Below are 16,570 nucleotides of genomic sequence, written 5' to 3' on the forward strand. Positions count from 1 at the left end.
CCCTCCCGCTCGGAAGCGGAAGGGCGCTCAAATGGTAGCAGCGCCGCCGTTCAGCGCCAACGGGAGGGCGCGGCTTTTCAAAGCGCGGAAGCGATGGCCTGGCCCACCTCGGCGGTGGAGGCGGTGCCTCCCATGTCGCGGGTGCGCGGTCCTTCCGCGACCACCGTTTCGATGGCGCGCTCGATCGCTTGTGCCGCTTCCGCGTGGCCCAGGTGTTCCAGCATCATGGCACCGGACCAGATCTGGCCGATGGGGTTGGCGATGTTCTTGCCGTAGATGTCCGGGGCGGAGCCGTGCACCGGCTCGAAGCAGGAAGGGAATTCCCGCTCGGGGTTGAGGTTCGCCGACGGCGCGATGCCGATGGTGCCGGTCACCGCGGGCCCCAGGTCGGACAGGATGTCGCCGAAGAGGTTGGAGCCCACCACCACGTCGAACCATTCCGGGTGCAGCACGAAGTGGGCGCTCAGGATGTCGATGTGATACTGGTCGGCGCGCACGTCCGGGTACTGGGCCGCCATGGCCTTGAAGCGCTCGTCCCAGTAGGGCATGGTGATGGAGATGCCGTTGGACTTGGTGGCGGAAGTCACGTGCTTCGCTGGCCGGCGGCGGGCGAGCTCGAAGGCATAGCGCAGGATGCGGTCCACTCCCCGGCGGGTGAAAGTGCTCTGTTGCACCACGACCTCGTGCTCGGTGCCCTCGTAGATGCGGCCCCCGATCGAAGAATATTCCCCTTCGTTGTTTTCCCGCACCACCCAGAAATCGATGTCGCCGGGCTTCTTGTCCTTCAAGGGGCAGGGCACGCCGGGCATGAGCCGCACCGGGCGCAGGTTCACGTACTGCTGGAAGCCCCGGCGGATCGGGATCAGCAGGCCCCACAAGGACACGTGGTCGGGAACGCCGGGAAAGCCTACCGCGCCGAGATAGATGGCGTCGTGGCGGCGGATCGTCTCCAGTCCGTCCTCGGGCATCATGCGCCCGTGACGGGTGTAGTACTCACAGCTCCAGGGGAAGTGATCCCACTGGAACTCGATGCCGAACTTGCGCCCGGCGGCCTCCAGCACGCGGATGCCTTCCGGCACCACTTCCTTGCCGATGCCGTCGCCGGGGATCGTGGCGATCTTGTATTTGGGCATGGTTCCTCTCTCGCTTGATCGGGCTGCGAACGGGGCGAGGTTCGGGTCGCAGGGGCCGCACCGGGACCGCCGGAGCCGTCGGGTTGGGGTACCATCGGGGAAAAGGCCGCGCGGCTCGCACCTGAGCCCCGCGGGCCGGTTCGTGATCGCGTATTATAGCCGGCGCGGCGCGGGTCGGGACGCCGGGTCCGGGCCTCTATAATGAAAATCATGGAAACGCACCGCACCGAAGCCGGCCCGAGGAGCGCCCTCACGCGCCGGGCGCTGGGGGCGATGCTCGTGCTCGCCGCGGCGCTTGCCGGGTGCGAGGACAAGCCCCGGCCCCCCAGCGGTCCCCCGGTCCCCCGGATGGAGTCCGAGGACGTCCAGCGGAAGATTTTCCGCGAAGAGCGCCGGGCGCTGGAGCGGGCGAAAGAAGCCGCGCCCGCCCTGGAAGAGCGCGAGCGCGGCATGCGCGAGCGGATCGAGCGGGAGGCGCGCTGAAGCGGGGCCGACGGCCTATTTGACCGACTTGACGGCCGCCTGGCTGGCCTCCCAGGCGTGCTTGATGGCCGCCGCCTCGTCTCCCTTGGCCGCGGCTTCCTGGGCCTGCTGGTAGGACTTGCGGGCGGCGGTCGTGTCCCCCTTGCGGCTTTCGGCGAACTTGATGTCCTGCTCCGCCTGGAGCAGGGCCGTCTGGGCCTCCACGGAAAGCGCGGGTTTATCCTGGGGCACGAAGCCAGCGCATCCGGCAAGGCTCAGGGCGCCCGCGAACATCATCGCAATCAACGGTTTTTGCATGGTCTCCTCCTCGAATGGGGATTGCCCCGGGGCGCAAGCCACCCCGCGAGCGCCGGCGACAATACCCGCACGTTGGGCGGCCGTCATTGACCTAAGTCAGGTGGGAAGTGGCAGAGGAGGGGATTAGCCTTTGACCCGGGTGATGCGGGCCACTTCGGGGATGCGGCGCAGGCTGCGCATCACCCTGGCCAGGTGGATGCGGTTTTTCACCTGCAGGGTGAAGTTCATGGTGGTGTAGGCTCCTTCCCCGTCCATGCTCACGTTCTCGATGTTGCTGCCCGCTTCGGCGATCTCCGCCGCCACCTTGGCCAGCACCCCGCGCTGATTGGCCACCACCAGCCGGATGGTGACGCCGAAGGAGCGGGTGATGCCCGGGTCCCATTGCACGTCCAGCCACTTCTCCGGGTCGCCCTTGGTCTTGCCGATCATCGGGCAGTCGTGGGTGTGGATGACCAGGCCCTGGCCCTTCTTGATCAGGCCGATGATCGGGTCGCCGGGAATGGGCCGGCAGCAGCGGGCGTATTGCACCGCCATGCCCTCGGTGCCGAGGAGCGTGATGGCGCCAGCGGAAGGCATCTCCCCCCGCTGGGCCTCGCCGCCGGGAGCGACCAGCATGCGCGCTACCACCACCGCCAGCCGCTTGCCGAGGCCGATGTCGGCCAGGATCTCCTGCCTGGACTTGGCGCTGGTCTCCCGTACCAGCTTGTCCCACTGCTGGTCGCTAATGTCCTCCAGCTTGCCGCCCAGGGCAGTCACGGCCTGGGCCAGCAGCCGCTCGCCCAGCTCGGCCGACTCCTCGTACTGCATGGTGCGCAGGAAGTGGCGGATCTCGAAACGGGCTTTGCTGGTCACTACGTAGTTGAGCCAGGAGGGATTGGGCTTGGCGTGGCTCGCGGTGATGATCTCCACCTGATCCCCGTTCTTGAGCTCGGTCCTGAGGGGCATCAGCTCGTAGTTGATCTTGGCCGCGACGCAGCGGTTGCCGATGTCGGTGTGTACGGCGTAGGCGAAATCCACCGCCGTGGCCCCCCGCGGCAGCGCCAGGATCTTGCCCTTGGGGGTGAACACGTACACCTCGTCCGGGAAGAGGTCCACCTTCAGGTGCTCGAGGAATTCCACCGAGTCCCGGGACTCGGAGAGGGATTCCAGCAGGCTTTGCAGCCACTGGTGGGTCTTCTGGTGCAGCTCCTTGAACTCGGCGTCCGAGGTCTTGTACAGCCAGTGGGAGGCCACGCCGCTCTCGGCGATGCGGTGCATGGTGCGGGTGCGGATCTGCACCTCGATGGGGGTGCCCAGGGGGCTGAAGACCGTGGTGTGCAGCGACTGGTAACCGTTCGCCTTGGGGATGGCGATATAGTCCTTGAATTTTCCGGGAATGGGCTTGTAGAGCCCGTGCAGCACGCCCAGGGCGAGGTAGCAGGAGGGGATGTCCTTGACGATGATCCGAAGGCCGAGGATGTCCAGCACCTGGCCGAAGGAGAGGGACTTCTCCCGCATCTTCTTGTAGATGCTGTAGACGTGCTTTTCCCGCCCGTGCACCTCGGCATCGATGCCGGCCTCCTTGAGCTTGTGCTGGAGGGTGGCCTGGATCTTGTGCACCACTTCGCGCCGGTTGCCCCGGGCCGCCTTCACCGCCTTGGCGAGCACTTTGTAGCGATTGGGATAGAGGTGGCGGAAGGCGAGATCCTGCAGCTCCTGGTAGATGGCGTTGAGCCCCAGGCGGTTGGCGATGGGGGCGTAGATCTCCAGGGTTTCCCGGGCGATGCGGCGGCGCTTTTCGGGCTCCACCGACTTCAGGGTGCGCATGTTGTGCAGCCGGTCGGCCAGCTTGATGAGGATGACGCGCACGTCCCGGGAGACGGCGAGTAGCATCTTGCGGAAGTTCTCCGCCTGGGCGTCCTCCGCGCTCTGGAACTCGATGCGGTCGAGCTTGGAGACCCCGTCTACCAGCTCGGCCACCGGGTTGCCGAAGATGGAAGCGATCTCGGCCTTGGTGACCTTGGTGTCCTCCATCACGTCGTGCAGCAGCGCCGCGGTGAGCGCCTGGGCGTCCAAGCGCATCTGCGCCAGGATCTGGGTCACCGCGAGGGGATGGGAGATGTACGGGTCGCCGCTCTTTCTGAACTGGCCGTGATGGGCGGCCTTGCTGAAGTGGTAGGCGGATTCGAGCTGAACCACGTCCTCCGGCTTGAGATATCCGGAGAGTTCCTTGAACAGGAGTTCCGCTTCCGCCATGTCAACGCTCGCCCGTCGTTTTCAATCGCCGCCCGCCGGACGGTTCCGCAGTGCCGCCGATGCGGCCCGGCAGTCCGCGGCAGCCGCCGGAACGTGGGAGCTGCAACGAACCTTCCATGGGACCCAGCCGGGAGTCGGTCGATCCTTGAGCGCGAGAGAGGGGAGCGGGGAACGTCGAACCGCTGCGCTGGCGCTACAACTGCCCCTTGTTGAGGACCTCCAGCCCCACCTTGCCGGCGGCGATCTCCCGCAGGGCGATGACCGTCGGCTTATCCTTGAGCCCCTCGATCAGAGGGGCGGCGCCATGGGCGATCTGGCGCGCCCGATAGGTGGCGGCCAGCGTCAATTCGAAACGGTTCGGAATGTGCTTCAAGCAGTCGTCGACCGTGATACGAGCCATTTCCCTTTTATCCTCAAAGCCTTATTTCGTGAGCGACTCGATCAGCGGGCGGTGGCGCTCGAGCTGCCGTGCCACCTTCAGCCGCTCGGCCCGTACCACCGAGGCCAGGTCATCGAGCGCCTCGTCAAACCGGTTATTGATAATAACATAGTCAAATTCTCCGACACGGCCCATTTCCGCCCGGGCGGCTGCCAGCCGCCGGGCGATCGCCTCGGGGGGTTCCGTGCCCCGCTTTTCCAGCCGGCGCTTGAGCACCTCCATCGAGGGCGGGAGGATGAAGACACCTACCGCCTCCGGCATCAGTCGCCGCACCTGGGCTGCCCCCTGGCAGTCGATCTCCAGCAGCACGTCCGTCCCGGCTTCGAGCTGGCGGCGCACCCAGGCCTGGGAAGTGCCGTAGCGGTTGCCGTAGACCTCGGCGCTTTCCAGGAACTCCCCCCGCTCCAGCATCTCCTGGAACGTGGACGGGTCGACGAAGTGGTAATGGCGGCCGTCCACCTCCCCTTCCCGGGGCGGGCGCGTGGTGTAAGACACCGAGAGGCGCAGGTTTCGGTCCCGCTCCAGCAACGCGGCGACGAGGCTGGTCTTACCGGCTCCGGAGGGGGCGGCGACGATGAAGAGGATGCCGCTCATCGGGCGCGGGGCAGGGGGCGCCGGCGGAGGTCGAAGGCGCCGGGGTTAAAGGGGGTCGACGGCATGGGCTTCACGGCTTACGTCTTTACGCTCACTCGATGTTCTGGATCTGCTCGCGCATCTGCTCGATCAGCACCTTGAGCTCCATGGCGATGCGGGAGACTTCGGCGTCCACCGACTTCGCCCCCAGGGTGTTGGCCTCCCGGTTCAGCTCCTGCATGAGGAAGTCTAGGCGCTTGCCCGCCGGGCCGCCGCTCGCCAGCACCCGCTTCACTTCCTGGAGATGGGCGGTGAGCCGGCTGAGCTCTTCGTCCACGTCGATCTTGCTGGCGAACAGCATGAACTCCTGGCGGATGCGCTCGTCCTCCAGGTTCAGCATCGCTTCCCGAAGCCGGTTGGACAGCCGCTCCTGGTAGGCAGCGATGAGGGCCGGGATGCGGGGCGTCACCTCCTCCACCAGCGCCTCCATCCGGGCGACCCGCTCGCGCAGGAGCTCTTTGAGCCTCTCCCCCTCCCGGCGCCGGGCCGCCACCAGGTCGTTGAGCGCCTGCTCGAGCAGGGCCAGGCACGGCTCCCGCACCGTGTCCGCGGAGAGGGTCGCCTGGTCGAAGACGCCGGGCCAGCGCAGCACGTCGCTCACGGTGAGCCCGGGAGCCTGGGGAAAGGCGGAGCGCACCGAAAGCTCCAGGCTTTTCAACCGCTCCAGCGCCTCGGCGTTGAGGGCCGCGCCGTGCTGGAGCGCAGGCTTGGGAACCAGGCCGATCCGGCAGTCCACCTTGCCCCGGGTGAGCCGGCCGGCCAGCAGCTCCCGGACCTCCGACTCCAAGCTGCGCAGCTCGTCCGGAAGCCGGGTCTGGATGTCGAGGAAGCGGTGATTGACCGAGCGCACTTCCACGTTGAGGGTCGCTTCGGGCAGCTCCCGGGAGGCGACGGCGAACCCCGTCATGCTGGCGATCATGCTTTTGCCGCTGGCGCTTCGCGCTTTACTCGAGGGACGGAAAAATTCAGAATTTTCAGAGCGCAACGATACCATAACTTCGGCCTCCCACCGACGTCCGCCTTTGCTCCCTTCCACCTTGCGGTCCGATCCCAAGATGAGAACGCCCCGATGAACGTGGAAGTCGCCCAGGCAAGCCTCCTCGGCGGGCGCCGGATCAACCAGGATCGGGCCGCCTATACCCGTAGCGACGGCTCCCTCCTGCTGGTCCTAGCCGACGGGATGGGAGGAACGCCCCGGGGCGAAGTGGCAGCCCAGCTGGCGGTGGACCGCCTCCTCGGCGCCTACCGGGCCGCTGCCGCTCCCCGGCTGGCCGACCCGGCCGAGTTCTTCCGCCAGGCCATGACCGCAGCCCACGAGGACATCCAGGCCTATGCCAGAGAGCATCTCCTGTGGAACCCTCCGGGAACCACCTGCGTAGCGTGCCTGGTGCAGGAGGGCACGACCTACTGGGCCCACGCGGGGGATTCCCGCGGTTACCTGCTGCGGGAGGGCTCGGTGGTGGCGCGCACCCGGGACCACTCCTTGGTCCAGGAGCTGCTCGACCAGGGAGTCCTTCCCGCCGCCGACCCCGTGTTCCTTGCCGAGCGGGGGGTCCTCACCAACTGCCTCGGCGGTTGGGAGGCCCCATACGTGGAAATCGGCGCTCCCGTCGCCCTCCGGTCGGGGGACGTGGTGCTTCTCTGCAGCGACGGGCTGTGGGGCCAGCTCCCAGAGGAGGAGTTCGCCGCGGCCCTGTGCAACTACCCCCTGGAGGAGGCGGTGGCGGCGGTGGCCCAGGCCGCCGAGATGGAAGGGGGCGCCGCTTCGGACAACGTGACCCTCCTCGCCGCCCGCTGGCTGGGATAGAGGGCTCGGCACGGAACTATAATGCGAATTTTGCCGGCTCCGCGCCGTCCAATCCCGGCGCTTTGCCCTAGCGCTATCGGACAGCTCTCGAACATTTCCTCCATGCGACCCAGCCAGCGCCGACCCGATGAGCTGCGCCCGGTGCGTATCACCCGCCGCTTCACCAAGCACGCCGAAGGGTCGGTGCTGATCGAATGCGGCGACACCAAGGTGGTGTGCACCGCCAGCATCGACGAAAAAGTGCCCGCCTTCCTCAAGGGGCAGGGCCAGGGGTGGCTCACCGCCGAGTACGGGATGCTGCCCCGCTCCACCGGCACCCGCACTGACCGGGAGGCGGCCCGGGGCCGCCAGTCAGGGCGGACCCAGGAGATCCAGCGGCTCATCGGTCGGGCGCTGCGGGCGGTGGTGGATCTTTCCCGGCTCGGGGAGCGCACCCTCCAGATCGACTGCGACGTGATCCAGGCCGACGGCGGCACCCGCACGGCCAGCATCACGGGAGCCTTCGTCGCCCTGTGGGACGCGGTGGAATACATGCTGGCCAAGCAGATGATCGACGCCTGGCCCATCAAGGACCACGTGGCGGCGGTATCGGTGGGCATCTACGAGGGGGTGCCGATCCTGGATTTGGACTATCTGGAGGACTCCGCCTGCGACACCGATATGAACGTCGTCATGACAGGGGCATTGAAGCTGGTGGAAGTGCAGGGCACCGCGGAGGGGGAGCCCTTCACCCGGGGGCAACTGAACGAGCTGCTGGATCTCGCCCAGTCGGGCATCGAGCGGCTTGTGGCTATTCAGAAAGAGGTTCTGCGGCGGAGCTGACGAGGCTGTCTCGGGCTTCAGCCGCCCTCAAAGAATTCCACACTTCCGTCGAAACCGAGTCGGGCCGCCATCCGGAACGGCGTTCTCTCTTGCGACTGGCGGAACACGCAGATCGCATCTACCCACGGGGGGTCGGCGTTCAGGCGCTCGACCTCCGGCTGCAGCAGATCGACGATCGACTGCCGCCGAGATTCCGGCAAAGGCCCGGTGAGGGTCATGTGGAAGCGGTATTGGTCGAACACATAAGGGTAACCCCAGCGGGTAAAGAGCTTCTCCTGCCAGGAAGTGAGCCCCACCTCCCGCCATCGCTCCCGCTCTTCCTCCGAAAGGGGCGCCCGGCACCGGTCGAAGTGAATCACGCATTCCTCGGCCAGGAGCTCCAAGGCCACCGAGGCATGACTCGGCCGCAGCGCGACGAAATCCGACAGGCATTCCACTCGCAAGGGCGGCAGGCGAAAGGGTTTTCGGCTGCCTGCTACGACCCGAGCCACGGCGTAGAGCTCCCGTTCGCTGCTTTCGGGCGCCAGGACAAAGGGCGCCTTGAGGGTCCCATGGAACCCGTAACGTCTGGGCACTTCCGTGATGGCTTCCCAGTCCGGAAGCTGGCCAGCGAAATCGGGTGGCGCAAGGCGTTGCCCTGTCACGGGATCGCGGCCAAGCCAGCGGCAGCCAAACTCCCACCATGGACTGTCGAAGGCCGGTGCGAAATAGATAGCGTAGCGGACCAGGTTCATGGGATTCCATGATCCCGCTTGCCGTCACCTTATACAAGCTTTTTAAGCTAATCCGCTTCCCGCAGGATGGATGCGCGCGGTCCGTGGTGTCTCAGGCGGCCCTCGAAGGAGCGCTCGGTGCGCGAGTTTCAGGCGAGGCGCGTGGCCATGGCGCCGGCCGCCACCAGACCCACCCCCATCCAGCGCCGGGGCGTGAACGGCTCCCGCAGCCAGCGGGCGGCCATCGCCGCCCCGAACAGGATGGAGGTTTCCCGCAGGGCCGCCACCAGGGCGATGGGGGCCCGGGTCATGGCCCACAGGGCGATCCCGTAGGCTCCCAGGGTGCAGGCGGAGCCCAGCAGCACCCGCCCCCAACGGGGCCCTGGCTTGGCCGGTAGGCGGCCCCGGACCAGCCCTACGTATAGGGGGACCAGCGCCACGCCGGTCAAGGCGAAGAGCCAGGCGGCGTAGCTCATGGCGTTTCCCGAGACGCGCACGCCGGCCCCGTCCACCAGGGTGTAGGCCACGATCACCGCCACGTTGGCTCCCACCATCGCCAGGCCCCGGCCCGATGTGGCCCGCGCCCGCAGTCCCTCGCCGCTCAGCATGAGCACGCCCAGCACGATGGCGAGCACCGCCGCCCAGCCGGGTGCCGACAGGGTCTCGCCGAAGAGTAGGGCCGCCCCTGCCGCCACCACCGCGGGCGGCACGCCCCGCATGAGGGGATAGGCGATGCTGAGCGCCCCCGAGCGGTAGGCCAGGGCCACCAGGACGAAATAGGCCACGTGCAGGGCGGTGGAGGCGGCAAGGGGAGGCCAGCTCTCCGGTCGAGGCGGGGGCAGCCCGACGACCGCCGGCAGCGCCAGGAGCCCCGCCCCCATGACCACCGCCAGGGCTTCCGGCAACGGGTCGGGGCTCGCCTTGAGGCGCGCATTCCACGCCGCGTGCAGCAAAGCGGCGAAGAGCACGGCCAGCATGACGCTTAACGACATTTGCCGCGGCCTCGGCGCAGGCGGTCAGTTTTTCCCGCCCGCTTGCTCCGCGCCGGCGCCTCCCGGCGAAGCGGCCTTGTGCAGCTTCACCGGTTTTCCTCGGCGTGCCCGCAAGCGCAGGTTCAGCATCTCCACGGCCACTGAGAAGGCCATGGCGAAATAGATGTAGCCCTTGGGGATGTGGAACTCGAAGCCCTCGGCGATCAAGGCCACTCCCACCAGCACCAGGAAGGACAGGGCCAGCATCTTGATGGTGGGGTGCCGGTCGACGAAGTCGCTGATGGGCCCGGCGGCCAGCATCATCACCAGCACCGCCAGCACGATGGCGATCACCATCACCGGCACGTGGCTCGCCATGCCCACGGCCGTGATCACCGAGTCGAGGGAGAACACGATGTCGATCAGGGCGATCTGCAGGAGCACGCCGCCGAAGGTGGCCGCCGCGACCCTTTTCTCTCCCTCCTCCGGCCCTTCCAGGGCGTTATGGATCTCGTGCACGCTCTTCCACAGCAGGAACAGCCCCCCGCCCACCAGGATCAAGTCCCGGCCCGAGATCTCCTCCTCGAGAACCGTGAAGAGCGGCGCGGTGAGGGACATGATCCAGGCGAGGGAGAGGAGCAGCCCGATGCGCATGCCCATGGCCAGGGCCAGGCCCAGGAACCGCGCCTTGCCCCGTTGCTCGGGGGGAAGTCGGCCCACCAGGATGGAGATGAAGATGATGTTGTCGATGCCCAGGACGATCTCCAGGGCGGTCAAGGTCCCCAGGGCGATCCAGGCCTGCGGGTCGGTGATCCATTCGAACATGGTGGCGTGTTCCCCTTTCTCTGCTGCGAGATTCGATGCGGCGGGCCAGCGGCTGCCCGGAGGCACGGGCCGAGAGGGTATCATAGCCGCCCGGCGACCGCCTTGCGGCGGCCCTCTCGATCGAATCGGAGACGCATGAAAAAGATCGTTCTCGCCAGCAACAATCCGGGCAAGATCCGGGAGATCCGCCGCTGCCTTGAGCCCCTGGGCTTCGAGATCCTGTCCCAATCCGACCTGGGCATCCCCGAGGCGGAGGAGCCCCACGTCACTTTCATCGAGAACGCCCTGGCGAAGGCCCGGCACGCGAGCCGCGCGGCGGAGCTGCCGGCGCTCGCCGACGACTCCGGCATCTGCGTGAACGCCTTGAACGGCGCGCCGGGGGTGCACTCGGCCCGCTTCGCGGGCGATCCCCGCTCCGACGTGCGCAACAACGAAAAGCTCCTGGCGCTGCTGGAAGGGGCGGCCGATCGCCGCGCCCACTATTACTGCGTCATGGTGCTACTCGACCACGCCGACGACCCCCAGCCCCTCATCGCCGAGGGGGAATGGCACGGGGAGATCGTCCATGCCCCCCGGGGCACGGGAGGATTCGGCTACGATCCCTTGTTCCTGGACCCCCGCCTCGGCCGCACGGGGGCGGAGCTGCCCCTCGAGGAAAAAAACCGGGTGAGCCACCGGGGCAAGGCCTTGGCGCGGCTGGTGGAGAGGCTCAACCGGGAAAGGCCGGATTGAGGCCCGGTTGGTTCACGAAGCCGCCTCCCGCAGCAACGCCAGCGCCTCCTCTTCCGGGACGTCGTACCAGCGGCGATAGGCGTCCGCCACGGCGAAGCGGTGGCCGCTTCGTAGGTTGGCGCAGTAGAGGCGGTCCACGGAGGGCGCCACTCGCAGGGCTGCCTGGGAATGCCCCGTGGGCACCGCCACCGCGATCTCGGCCGCCCCGGCGCGCCGCAGGGCCTCCGCGGCGGTCATCATGGTGAGCCCGGAGGCGAGCCCGTCGTCCACCAGGATCGCCGGCCGTCCGGCGAGGGGCGGGAAAGGCCGCCCGGCCCGCAGGCGCGCGAGCCTGCGCTCCACCTTGGCCCGGGTCTCGGCGATGCCCCGGGCCACCTCTTCCGCCGGCAACCCCAACTGGTCCACCAGGGCCTGGTTCAGGCGAACGGTGCCGTCGAAGGCCACGGCCCCGTAGCCCGCCTCGGTGGTCCAGGGGAGCAGGATCTTGGACACCACCGCCACGTCCAGAGGGAGCCCCAGGGCGCGAGCCGCCTCCGCCGCCACGGGAACGCCCCCGGCGGGGATGGCGAGCACCAGGGCGTCGCTTCCCCGGTACGCTTCCAGCATGCTGGCCAGCACCCGCCCCGCCTCGGCCCGGTCGGCGAACACCGGCGCCCGGTTGCGCAGGGGTTCCAGGTCGACGATGGGGGCGGTCATAATCGAACGTCTCCAAAGAGATCGGAAGGTGTATTGGCCAAGGCGCTCGAAGTGGAACGCTGGGACGAGGCCCGGGACGGTCCCCTCACCGAGGAGCGGCTGCGGGCCAAGATCGAGGCCCGGGGCTACCGGGTGACCCGGTACGTCTATCCTCCGGGGACCTATTTTCCACCCCATACCCACGAGGTGGACAAGATGGACGCGGTCCTCGCGGGCCGCTTCCGCCTGACGGTCCAGGGGCGCGAAGTGGTACTGGGACCAGGCGACCTGCTGCCCGTACCCCGGGGCGTGCTGCACGATGCCGAAGTGGTGGGAGACGAACCGGTGGTGAGCCTGGACGGGATGAAGGGCTGACCGGGGCTTCGGGGGCCTGCCCTATAATGGGGGCGTTTCTTCCCCAGGAATCTTCCCCGTGTCCGCCGTGGTTTCCATGACCGCCCGTGGTCCGGCCCTTCCCCGCCGGCCGCAACTTAAGGCGCTGCCGCCCCTCGCCCTCTATATTCACGTGCCCTGGTGCGCGCGCAAGTGCCCCTACTGCGATTTCAACTCCCATGAGGTGCGCGGCGGGATTCCGGAGGAACGCTATATCGAGGCCCTCATCCGGGACCTGGAGCTGGCGCTGCCCGAGATCTGGGGCCGGCGCGTCCATAGCGTATTCTTCGGCGGCGGGACACCGAGCTTGCTCTCCCCCGAGGCGGTGGACGCGATCCTGTCCGCCGTTCGGGCCCGCGTGCCCCTGGACGTTTACGCCGAGATCACCCTGGAGGCCAACCCGGGCACGGTGGAGGCGGCGAAGTTCGCGGGCTTCCGCGCCGCGGGCGTGAACCGGCTCTCCCTGGGCATCCAGAGCTTCGACGACCGGATGCTCCGGGCCATCGGGCGGGTGCACGACGGGGCTCAGGCCCGCCGGGCCCTGGAGCTGGCCCTCGCCGCCTTCGAGCACGTGAACCTGGACCTCATGTATGGGCTGCCCGGGCAGACGCTGGAAGCGTGCCGGCGCGACGTCGAGACGGCGGCGGCCTCGGGTGCGCCCCATGTCTCGGCGTACCACCTGACCATCGAGCCTAACACCTATTTCCACCGTTACCCGCCCGTGGTCCCCGACGAGGACGCCGCTGCGGCCATGGAGGAAGGGGTGGAGGAGATCCTGGCCGCCCGGGGCTACGTCCATTACGAAACCTCCGCCTTCGCCCGGCCCGGCCGGGAGTGCCGCCACAACCTCAACTACTGGCGCTTCGGGGACTATCTGGGCATCGGCGCCGGCGCCCACTCCAAGGTCTCGTTTCTCGACCGCATCGTGCGCAGCCGGCGCTACAAGCAGCCCAAAACCTACATGGCGCGGGTGGAGCAGGGCGCGCCGGTCGAGGCGGTCCAGGAAGTGTCGGTGGAGGAGCTGCCCTTCGAGTTCATGATGAACGCCCTGCGCTTGAACCAGGGCTTCGAGCTGGCCCTGTTCGAGGAGCGCACGGGGCTGCCCCTCGCCGCGGTGATCCCTACACTGGATCTGGCCGAAACGAAGGGGTTGGTGGTGCGGGACCATCGCCGCGTCGCCCCGACGCTCCTGGGCCGCCGGTTCCTGAACGACTTACTGGCCCTGTTTCTCCCTGGCCAGGCGCCCGGGCGGCAGGCCCATGAGCCCTTTTACCGAGCATCCTAAAAAATGCTTGACGACGCTCGGCCCTCTCCCCCCTCTCTCCCAGAGGGAGAGAGGGGGGACAGCGGTAAATGGTTAGTCAACCATTTACCGGAGGCTCAATAGATGGAGAGGAGGCACCCATGGAAACCAAGGAAGACTACATCAAGCGGCTTCAGACCCAGTTGGACCAGTGGAAGGCCGAGATCGACCGGCTCAAGGCCAAGGCCGAACAGGCCGAAGCGAGCCTGCGCAGCGAGTATCACCAGCAGATCCAGGCCCTGCGCGCCCGCCAGGACGCGGCCCGCCAGAAGCTGGACGAACTGCGCCGGGCGAGCGAGGGCGCTTGGCAAGAGCTGAAGGCCGGCATGGACAAGGCGTGGAATGAGTTCCACGAGGCCCTCAAGTCGGCCCTATCCAAGTTGAAATAGCCGGCGCCATCCACCCTCTGCCACGTCCTGGCAAATCGCCTGGAGGAGGCCCTCGCCCTGGGGTTCAGGCCCCTTTCCGAGCTGCCGCTGGCCGCCGTCAGACCGTGTCCCGAGGGACGATGACGGTAGCGGCTGGGACGGAGTCAGGCCTTCCCGATCTTGGGAATGAAGCGCAGCGCCACGCCGTTGTTGCACCAGCGCTCCCCGGTGGGCGGCGGGCCGTCGTTGAAGACATGGCCATGATGCCCGCCGCAGCGCGCGCAGTGGTATTCGATGCGCGGCAGCAGCAGCTTGTAGTCCCGCTTGGTGGCGAAGACTCCGGGGATCGTGGTGAAGAAACTGGGCCAGCCGGTGCCGCTGTCGTACTTCATCGCCGAGGTGAACAGGGGGAGGCGGCAGCCGGCGCACACGTAAACGCCGGGGCGCTTTTCCTGGTTCAGGGGGCTCGTGAAGGGTCGCTCGGTGCCTTCCCGGCGCAGTACGCGGAATTGCTCCGACGTGAGAATCTTTTTCCACTCCTCATCGGAGCGTCGCAACGGCTCGGTCGTGAGGGCCACGTCCGCCCCGTCCGCCAGCAGGGCCTTCCAGTTCCTCTGCAGCTCTTCCACGCCCATGGTGACGCTCCCTTGCGGCGCCGCCAGCCCGGGACGCGCCAGCCAGAGCGTCCAAGGGGCGGCCGCCAAGGCCTTAAGCATCATACGCCGTTTCATGATTCCTCCGTTGGGCTTTGCGAATAAGACCGCCTGCCGAGCGGGCGAATTCCCGGTCCATGCCCCTTGGTCGGCGGGCGCGGGCCCGGGCTTGCGGCCCCGTGTCCCACGGGTGATGGGGGCGAGACGATGGAGTTTTCCGTTCGGCAACAGGAACGAGAAGGGGAGGTGCAGATGAGCGCAGTCCGTATTCGAGCAGCCAAGCTGGAAGATGCGCCGTCCATCGCCGTGCTCCTGCGAGCGCTGGAATGGTTCGGCGACCTCGGGGAGGAGCCGCGGGAGGCCACCGAGCGGCGGGTACGCCGCCACCTCTCGGCCTGTCTGGCGGACAACAGCCACTCGGTTTACGTGGCCGAGGCGGAAGAACGGGTCGTCGGCTATAGCTCGGTGCACTGGCTGCCCTACCTGTTTCTGCCCGGACCGGAGGGCTACATCTCCGAGCTCTTCGTGGAAGAGGCGTACCGGGGCCGTGGCGTAGGACGCTCCCTGGTGGAGGTCATCGTCGCCGAAGCCCACGGGCGGGGCTGCGCACGCCTGATGCTGCTCGTCGGTCGGGACCGGGAAGCGTACCGGCGCGGCTTCTACGCGAAGCGCGGCTGGATGGAGCGCCCCGAGATGGCCAATTTCGTCCTCCGGCTGGGGTGAAAAGGGGGCCCCGAGGCGCGGCCGGCCGGGTGCAGGAGGAAGGTGTAACATATCCGAACGGCCGCGACCGCTGCGGCCTGGATTGACCCATGGACGTGCTCCTCAGACCCGCGGCGCCCAAGGACAGCGCGGAGATTGCCGCTATGTCCCGCGACTTGATCGAAACGGGGCTCACCTGGTCCTGGACGCCGGCCCGGGTCGCCGCCAGCATCCGTCACCGGGAGACCATGGCCCTGGTGGCGGAGGCCCAGGGCCGGGTGGCGGGGTTCGCCATCATGGAGTTCGGCGACGAAACGGCCCACTTGAACCTGCTGGCCGTGCGGCCCAGGTTCCAGCGCCAAGGCGTCGCGCGCCGCCTGGTGGAGTGGCTGGAAGCCTCCTGCCGCACCGCCGGTATCCAGGTGGTTTACCTGGAGCTGAGGGCGGTGAACCGGGGGGCGCGGCAGTTCTACCAGTCCCTGGGCTACCGGGAGATCGCCCGCGCGCCCCGCTACTACGGGGGGCGGGAGATGGCAATCCGCATGGCCCATGACCTGGTTTGCGAGGTCGCCCCCGATCGCTAGCCCGATGGAAACCTTCAAGGACCTTCTGGCCCGCCACCTGGCCCTGTCCCTGGCCAAGCAGCAGGCCCTGGCCGAGTACCTGGGAGACCACCGCGGGCGGCTCCGCCTGGAGCGTGGCGTGGTGGATTTCGGCCGCTGCCGGGTGTTTCCGCTGCAGCTCCTGGGGACCGAGGTGGAAAAGGACAACACCTGGATCTGGGCTTGGGCCGATCCCCTCGGGGAATTTCCCGAGGAGATTCTGCTCGACGCGGAACGATTGCGGGAATACGGCCTGCGGCAAGACATCCCCATGCTGATCGAGCCCCGGCTGCCCCTGGCGGACATCGCCGGCCACGCCCTGGCTCTGGCGGCTTCCGGCGTGTGCGGGGCGGACGCCTATTACCGCGCCCCTAGCGCGGGCGGCGCCGTCTATTTCTTACTCCACGAGGCGCCCCTCGACCTGGATTTCACCGGGCGCCCCGACCTGATCGTGTCGTGCTTGAGGCGCGCGGTCCAGCTCTTCGAGGTGGATCATCGCGCCGTCACCCGCGCATGGATGCGCAACCTGTCCCTGGAGGTGGAGGAACTGCCCTCGCGCATGCTCGCCCGCCAGGAGGGGCGGCCCTTCCTCCTGGTGCGCTTCGACGAGGGAGGCCGCATCTCGGACATCGAGGCGCCGGCCGGCGAATCCCATTGAGCGGCGCGGCCCAGGCGCGGCTTAGCGTGCGGGCAAGGGGCCGGCGGGCGGCTGCATAGAGCGCGTACCCGCTGACGAAGAGCCCGAGCCCGGCGAGGGTGGCATCCCGAGGCAGATTCACCAGCA

The 16,570-nt window shown here is 67.9% G+C and carries 21 protein-coding genes; 10 read left to right on the forward strand and 11 right to left on the reverse strand.

The features are described from left to right. Window positions 1–77 precede the first annotated feature (77 nt). Window positions 78–1,133: a tartrate dehydrogenase gene (locus tag ACUVYZ_RS14540; RefSeq protein WP_439935163.1), complete on the reverse strand. Its 1,056-nt coding sequence runs from the start codon at window positions 1,131–1,133 to the stop codon at window positions 78–80. 210 nt (window positions 1,134–1,343) lie between these two features. Between ACUVYZ_RS14540 and ACUVYZ_RS14545 the strand changes: the two genes are divergently transcribed. Next, window positions 1,344–1,616, forward strand: a complete 273-nt coding sequence (locus ACUVYZ_RS14545) for a hypothetical protein (RefSeq protein ID WP_439935164.1) — start codon at window positions 1,344–1,346, stop codon at window positions 1,614–1,616. A gap of 15 nt (window positions 1,617–1,631) precedes the next feature. On the opposite strand, the gene ACUVYZ_RS14550 is transcribed toward ACUVYZ_RS14545, so the two are convergent. From ACUVYZ_RS14550 to ACUVYZ_RS14570, 5 genes are all read right to left on the reverse strand, one after another. After that, window positions 1,632–1,913: a hypothetical protein gene (locus tag ACUVYZ_RS14550; RefSeq protein WP_439935165.1), complete on the reverse strand. Its 282-nt coding sequence runs from the start codon at window positions 1,911–1,913 to the stop codon at window positions 1,632–1,634. A 123-nt stretch (window positions 1,914–2,036) separates the two neighbouring features. Then, window positions 2,037–4,148, reverse strand: a complete 2,112-nt coding sequence (locus ACUVYZ_RS14555) for a RelA/SpoT family protein (protein ID WP_439935166.1) — start codon at window positions 4,146–4,148, stop codon at window positions 2,037–2,039. 193 nt (window positions 4,149–4,341) lie between these two features. Next, window positions 4,342–4,548 (reverse strand): DNA-directed RNA polymerase subunit omega, encoded by a 207-nt coding sequence (rpoZ, locus tag ACUVYZ_RS14560; RefSeq protein ID WP_333839540.1) that lies wholly within the window; start codon window positions 4,546–4,548, stop codon window positions 4,342–4,344. Window positions 4,549–4,569: 21 nt separating this feature from the next. After that, window positions 4,570–5,181: a guanylate kinase gene (gene gmk, locus ACUVYZ_RS14565; RefSeq protein ID WP_439935167.1), complete on the reverse strand. Its 612-nt coding sequence runs from the start codon at window positions 5,179–5,181 to the stop codon at window positions 4,570–4,572. 91 nt (window positions 5,182–5,272) lie between these two features. Continuing rightward, window positions 5,273–6,139: a YicC/YloC family endoribonuclease gene (locus ACUVYZ_RS14570; RefSeq protein ID WP_439935168.1), complete on the reverse strand. Its 867-nt coding sequence runs from the start codon at window positions 6,137–6,139 to the stop codon at window positions 5,273–5,275. Between the two features lie 150 nt (window positions 6,140–6,289). On the opposite strand from ACUVYZ_RS14570, the gene ACUVYZ_RS14575 reads away from it, so the two are divergent. Next, window positions 6,290–7,027, forward strand: coding sequence for a PP2C family protein-serine/threonine phosphatase (locus ACUVYZ_RS14575; RefSeq protein WP_439935169.1), 738 nt, complete (start codon window positions 6,290–6,292; stop codon window positions 7,025–7,027). Between the two features lie 102 nt (window positions 7,028–7,129). Further along, on the forward strand, window positions 7,130–7,849 hold the full coding sequence (gene rph / locus ACUVYZ_RS14580) for a ribonuclease PH (RefSeq protein WP_439935170.1): 720 nt from the start codon (window positions 7,130–7,132) through the stop codon (window positions 7,847–7,849). Window positions 7,850–7,866: 17 nt separating this feature from the next. On the opposite strand, the gene ACUVYZ_RS14585 is transcribed toward rph, so the two are convergent. The 3 genes from ACUVYZ_RS14585 to ACUVYZ_RS14595 form a co-directional block, all read right to left on the reverse strand. Continuing rightward, window positions 7,867–8,583 carry a DUF1045 domain-containing protein gene (locus ACUVYZ_RS14585; RefSeq protein WP_439935171.1) on the reverse strand — a complete coding sequence of 239 codons (717 nt, stop codon included), beginning with the start codon at window positions 8,581–8,583 and terminating at the stop codon, window positions 7,867–7,869. Between the two features lie 128 nt (window positions 8,584–8,711). Further along, entirely contained in the window at window positions 8,712–9,554 is an 843-nt protein-coding gene (locus tag ACUVYZ_RS14590; RefSeq protein WP_439935172.1) for an EamA family transporter, read from the reverse strand. Window positions 9,555–9,578: 24 nt separating this feature from the next. Continuing rightward, window positions 9,579–10,358 carry a TerC family protein gene (locus ACUVYZ_RS14595; protein ID WP_439935173.1) on the reverse strand — a complete coding sequence of 260 codons (780 nt, stop codon included), beginning with the start codon at window positions 10,356–10,358 and terminating at the stop codon, window positions 9,579–9,581. 135 nt (window positions 10,359–10,493) lie between these two features. Here ACUVYZ_RS14595 and rdgB point away from each other — a divergent pair, with 135 nt between their 5' ends. Further along, complete coding sequence (gene rdgB, locus ACUVYZ_RS14600) at window positions 10,494–11,090, forward strand: RdgB/HAM1 family non-canonical purine NTP pyrophosphatase (protein ID WP_439935174.1); 597 nt, start codon at window positions 10,494–10,496, stop codon at window positions 11,088–11,090. Between the two features lie 12 nt (window positions 11,091–11,102). Here rdgB and ACUVYZ_RS14605 read toward each other — a convergent pair whose 3' ends face one another. Continuing rightward, window positions 11,103–11,786 carry a phosphoribosyltransferase gene (locus ACUVYZ_RS14605; RefSeq protein WP_439935175.1) on the reverse strand — a complete coding sequence of 228 codons (684 nt, stop codon included), beginning with the start codon at window positions 11,784–11,786 and terminating at the stop codon, window positions 11,103–11,105. Between the two features lie 33 nt (window positions 11,787–11,819). On the opposite strand from ACUVYZ_RS14605, the gene ACUVYZ_RS14610 reads away from it, so the two are divergent. The 3 genes from ACUVYZ_RS14610 to ACUVYZ_RS14620 all read left to right on the forward strand — a co-directional run bounded on the left by ACUVYZ_RS14610 (window position 11,820) and on the right by ACUVYZ_RS14620 (window position 13,850). Next, window positions 11,820–12,140, forward strand: coding sequence for a cupin domain-containing protein (locus ACUVYZ_RS14610; RefSeq protein WP_439935176.1), 321 nt, complete (start codon window positions 11,820–11,822; stop codon window positions 12,138–12,140). A 76-nt stretch (window positions 12,141–12,216) separates the two neighbouring features. Then, window positions 12,217–13,443: a radical SAM family heme chaperone HemW gene (gene hemW, locus ACUVYZ_RS14615; protein WP_439935248.1), complete on the forward strand. Its 1,227-nt coding sequence runs from the start codon at window positions 12,217–12,219 to the stop codon at window positions 13,441–13,443. A 119-nt stretch (window positions 13,444–13,562) separates the two neighbouring features. After that, window positions 13,563–13,850, forward strand: coding sequence for a coiled coil domain-containing protein (locus ACUVYZ_RS14620; RefSeq protein ID WP_439935177.1), 288 nt, complete (start codon window positions 13,563–13,565; stop codon window positions 13,848–13,850). Window positions 13,851–13,993: 143 nt separating this feature from the next. Here the strand turns inward: ACUVYZ_RS14620 and msrB are convergent, their stop codons facing one another. Then, window positions 13,994–14,560 carry a peptide-methionine (R)-S-oxide reductase MsrB gene (msrB, locus tag ACUVYZ_RS14625; protein WP_439935178.1) on the reverse strand — a complete coding sequence of 189 codons (567 nt, stop codon included), beginning with the start codon at window positions 14,558–14,560 and terminating at the stop codon, window positions 13,994–13,996. A gap of 174 nt (window positions 14,561–14,734) precedes the next feature. Between msrB and ACUVYZ_RS14630 the strand changes: the two genes are divergently transcribed. The 3 genes from ACUVYZ_RS14630 (at window position 14,735) to ACUVYZ_RS14640 (ending at window position 16,444) form a co-directional block, all read left to right on the forward strand. Continuing rightward, window positions 14,735–15,205, forward strand: coding sequence for a GNAT family N-acetyltransferase (locus ACUVYZ_RS14630; RefSeq protein ID WP_439935179.1), 471 nt, complete (start codon window positions 14,735–14,737; stop codon window positions 15,203–15,205). An 89-nt stretch (window positions 15,206–15,294) separates the two neighbouring features. Further along, window positions 15,295–15,768 carry a GNAT family N-acetyltransferase gene (locus ACUVYZ_RS14635; protein ID WP_439935180.1) on the forward strand — a complete coding sequence of 158 codons (474 nt, stop codon included), beginning with the start codon at window positions 15,295–15,297 and terminating at the stop codon, window positions 15,766–15,768. 4 nt (window positions 15,769–15,772) lie between these two features. Next, entirely contained in the window at window positions 15,773–16,444 is a 672-nt protein-coding gene (locus ACUVYZ_RS14640) for a DUF6882 domain-containing protein (protein WP_439935181.1), read from the forward strand. Window positions 16,445–16,570 lie beyond the last annotated feature (126 nt).

The sequence above is a fragment of the Pelomicrobium sp. P1 genome (assembly GCF_052805615.1).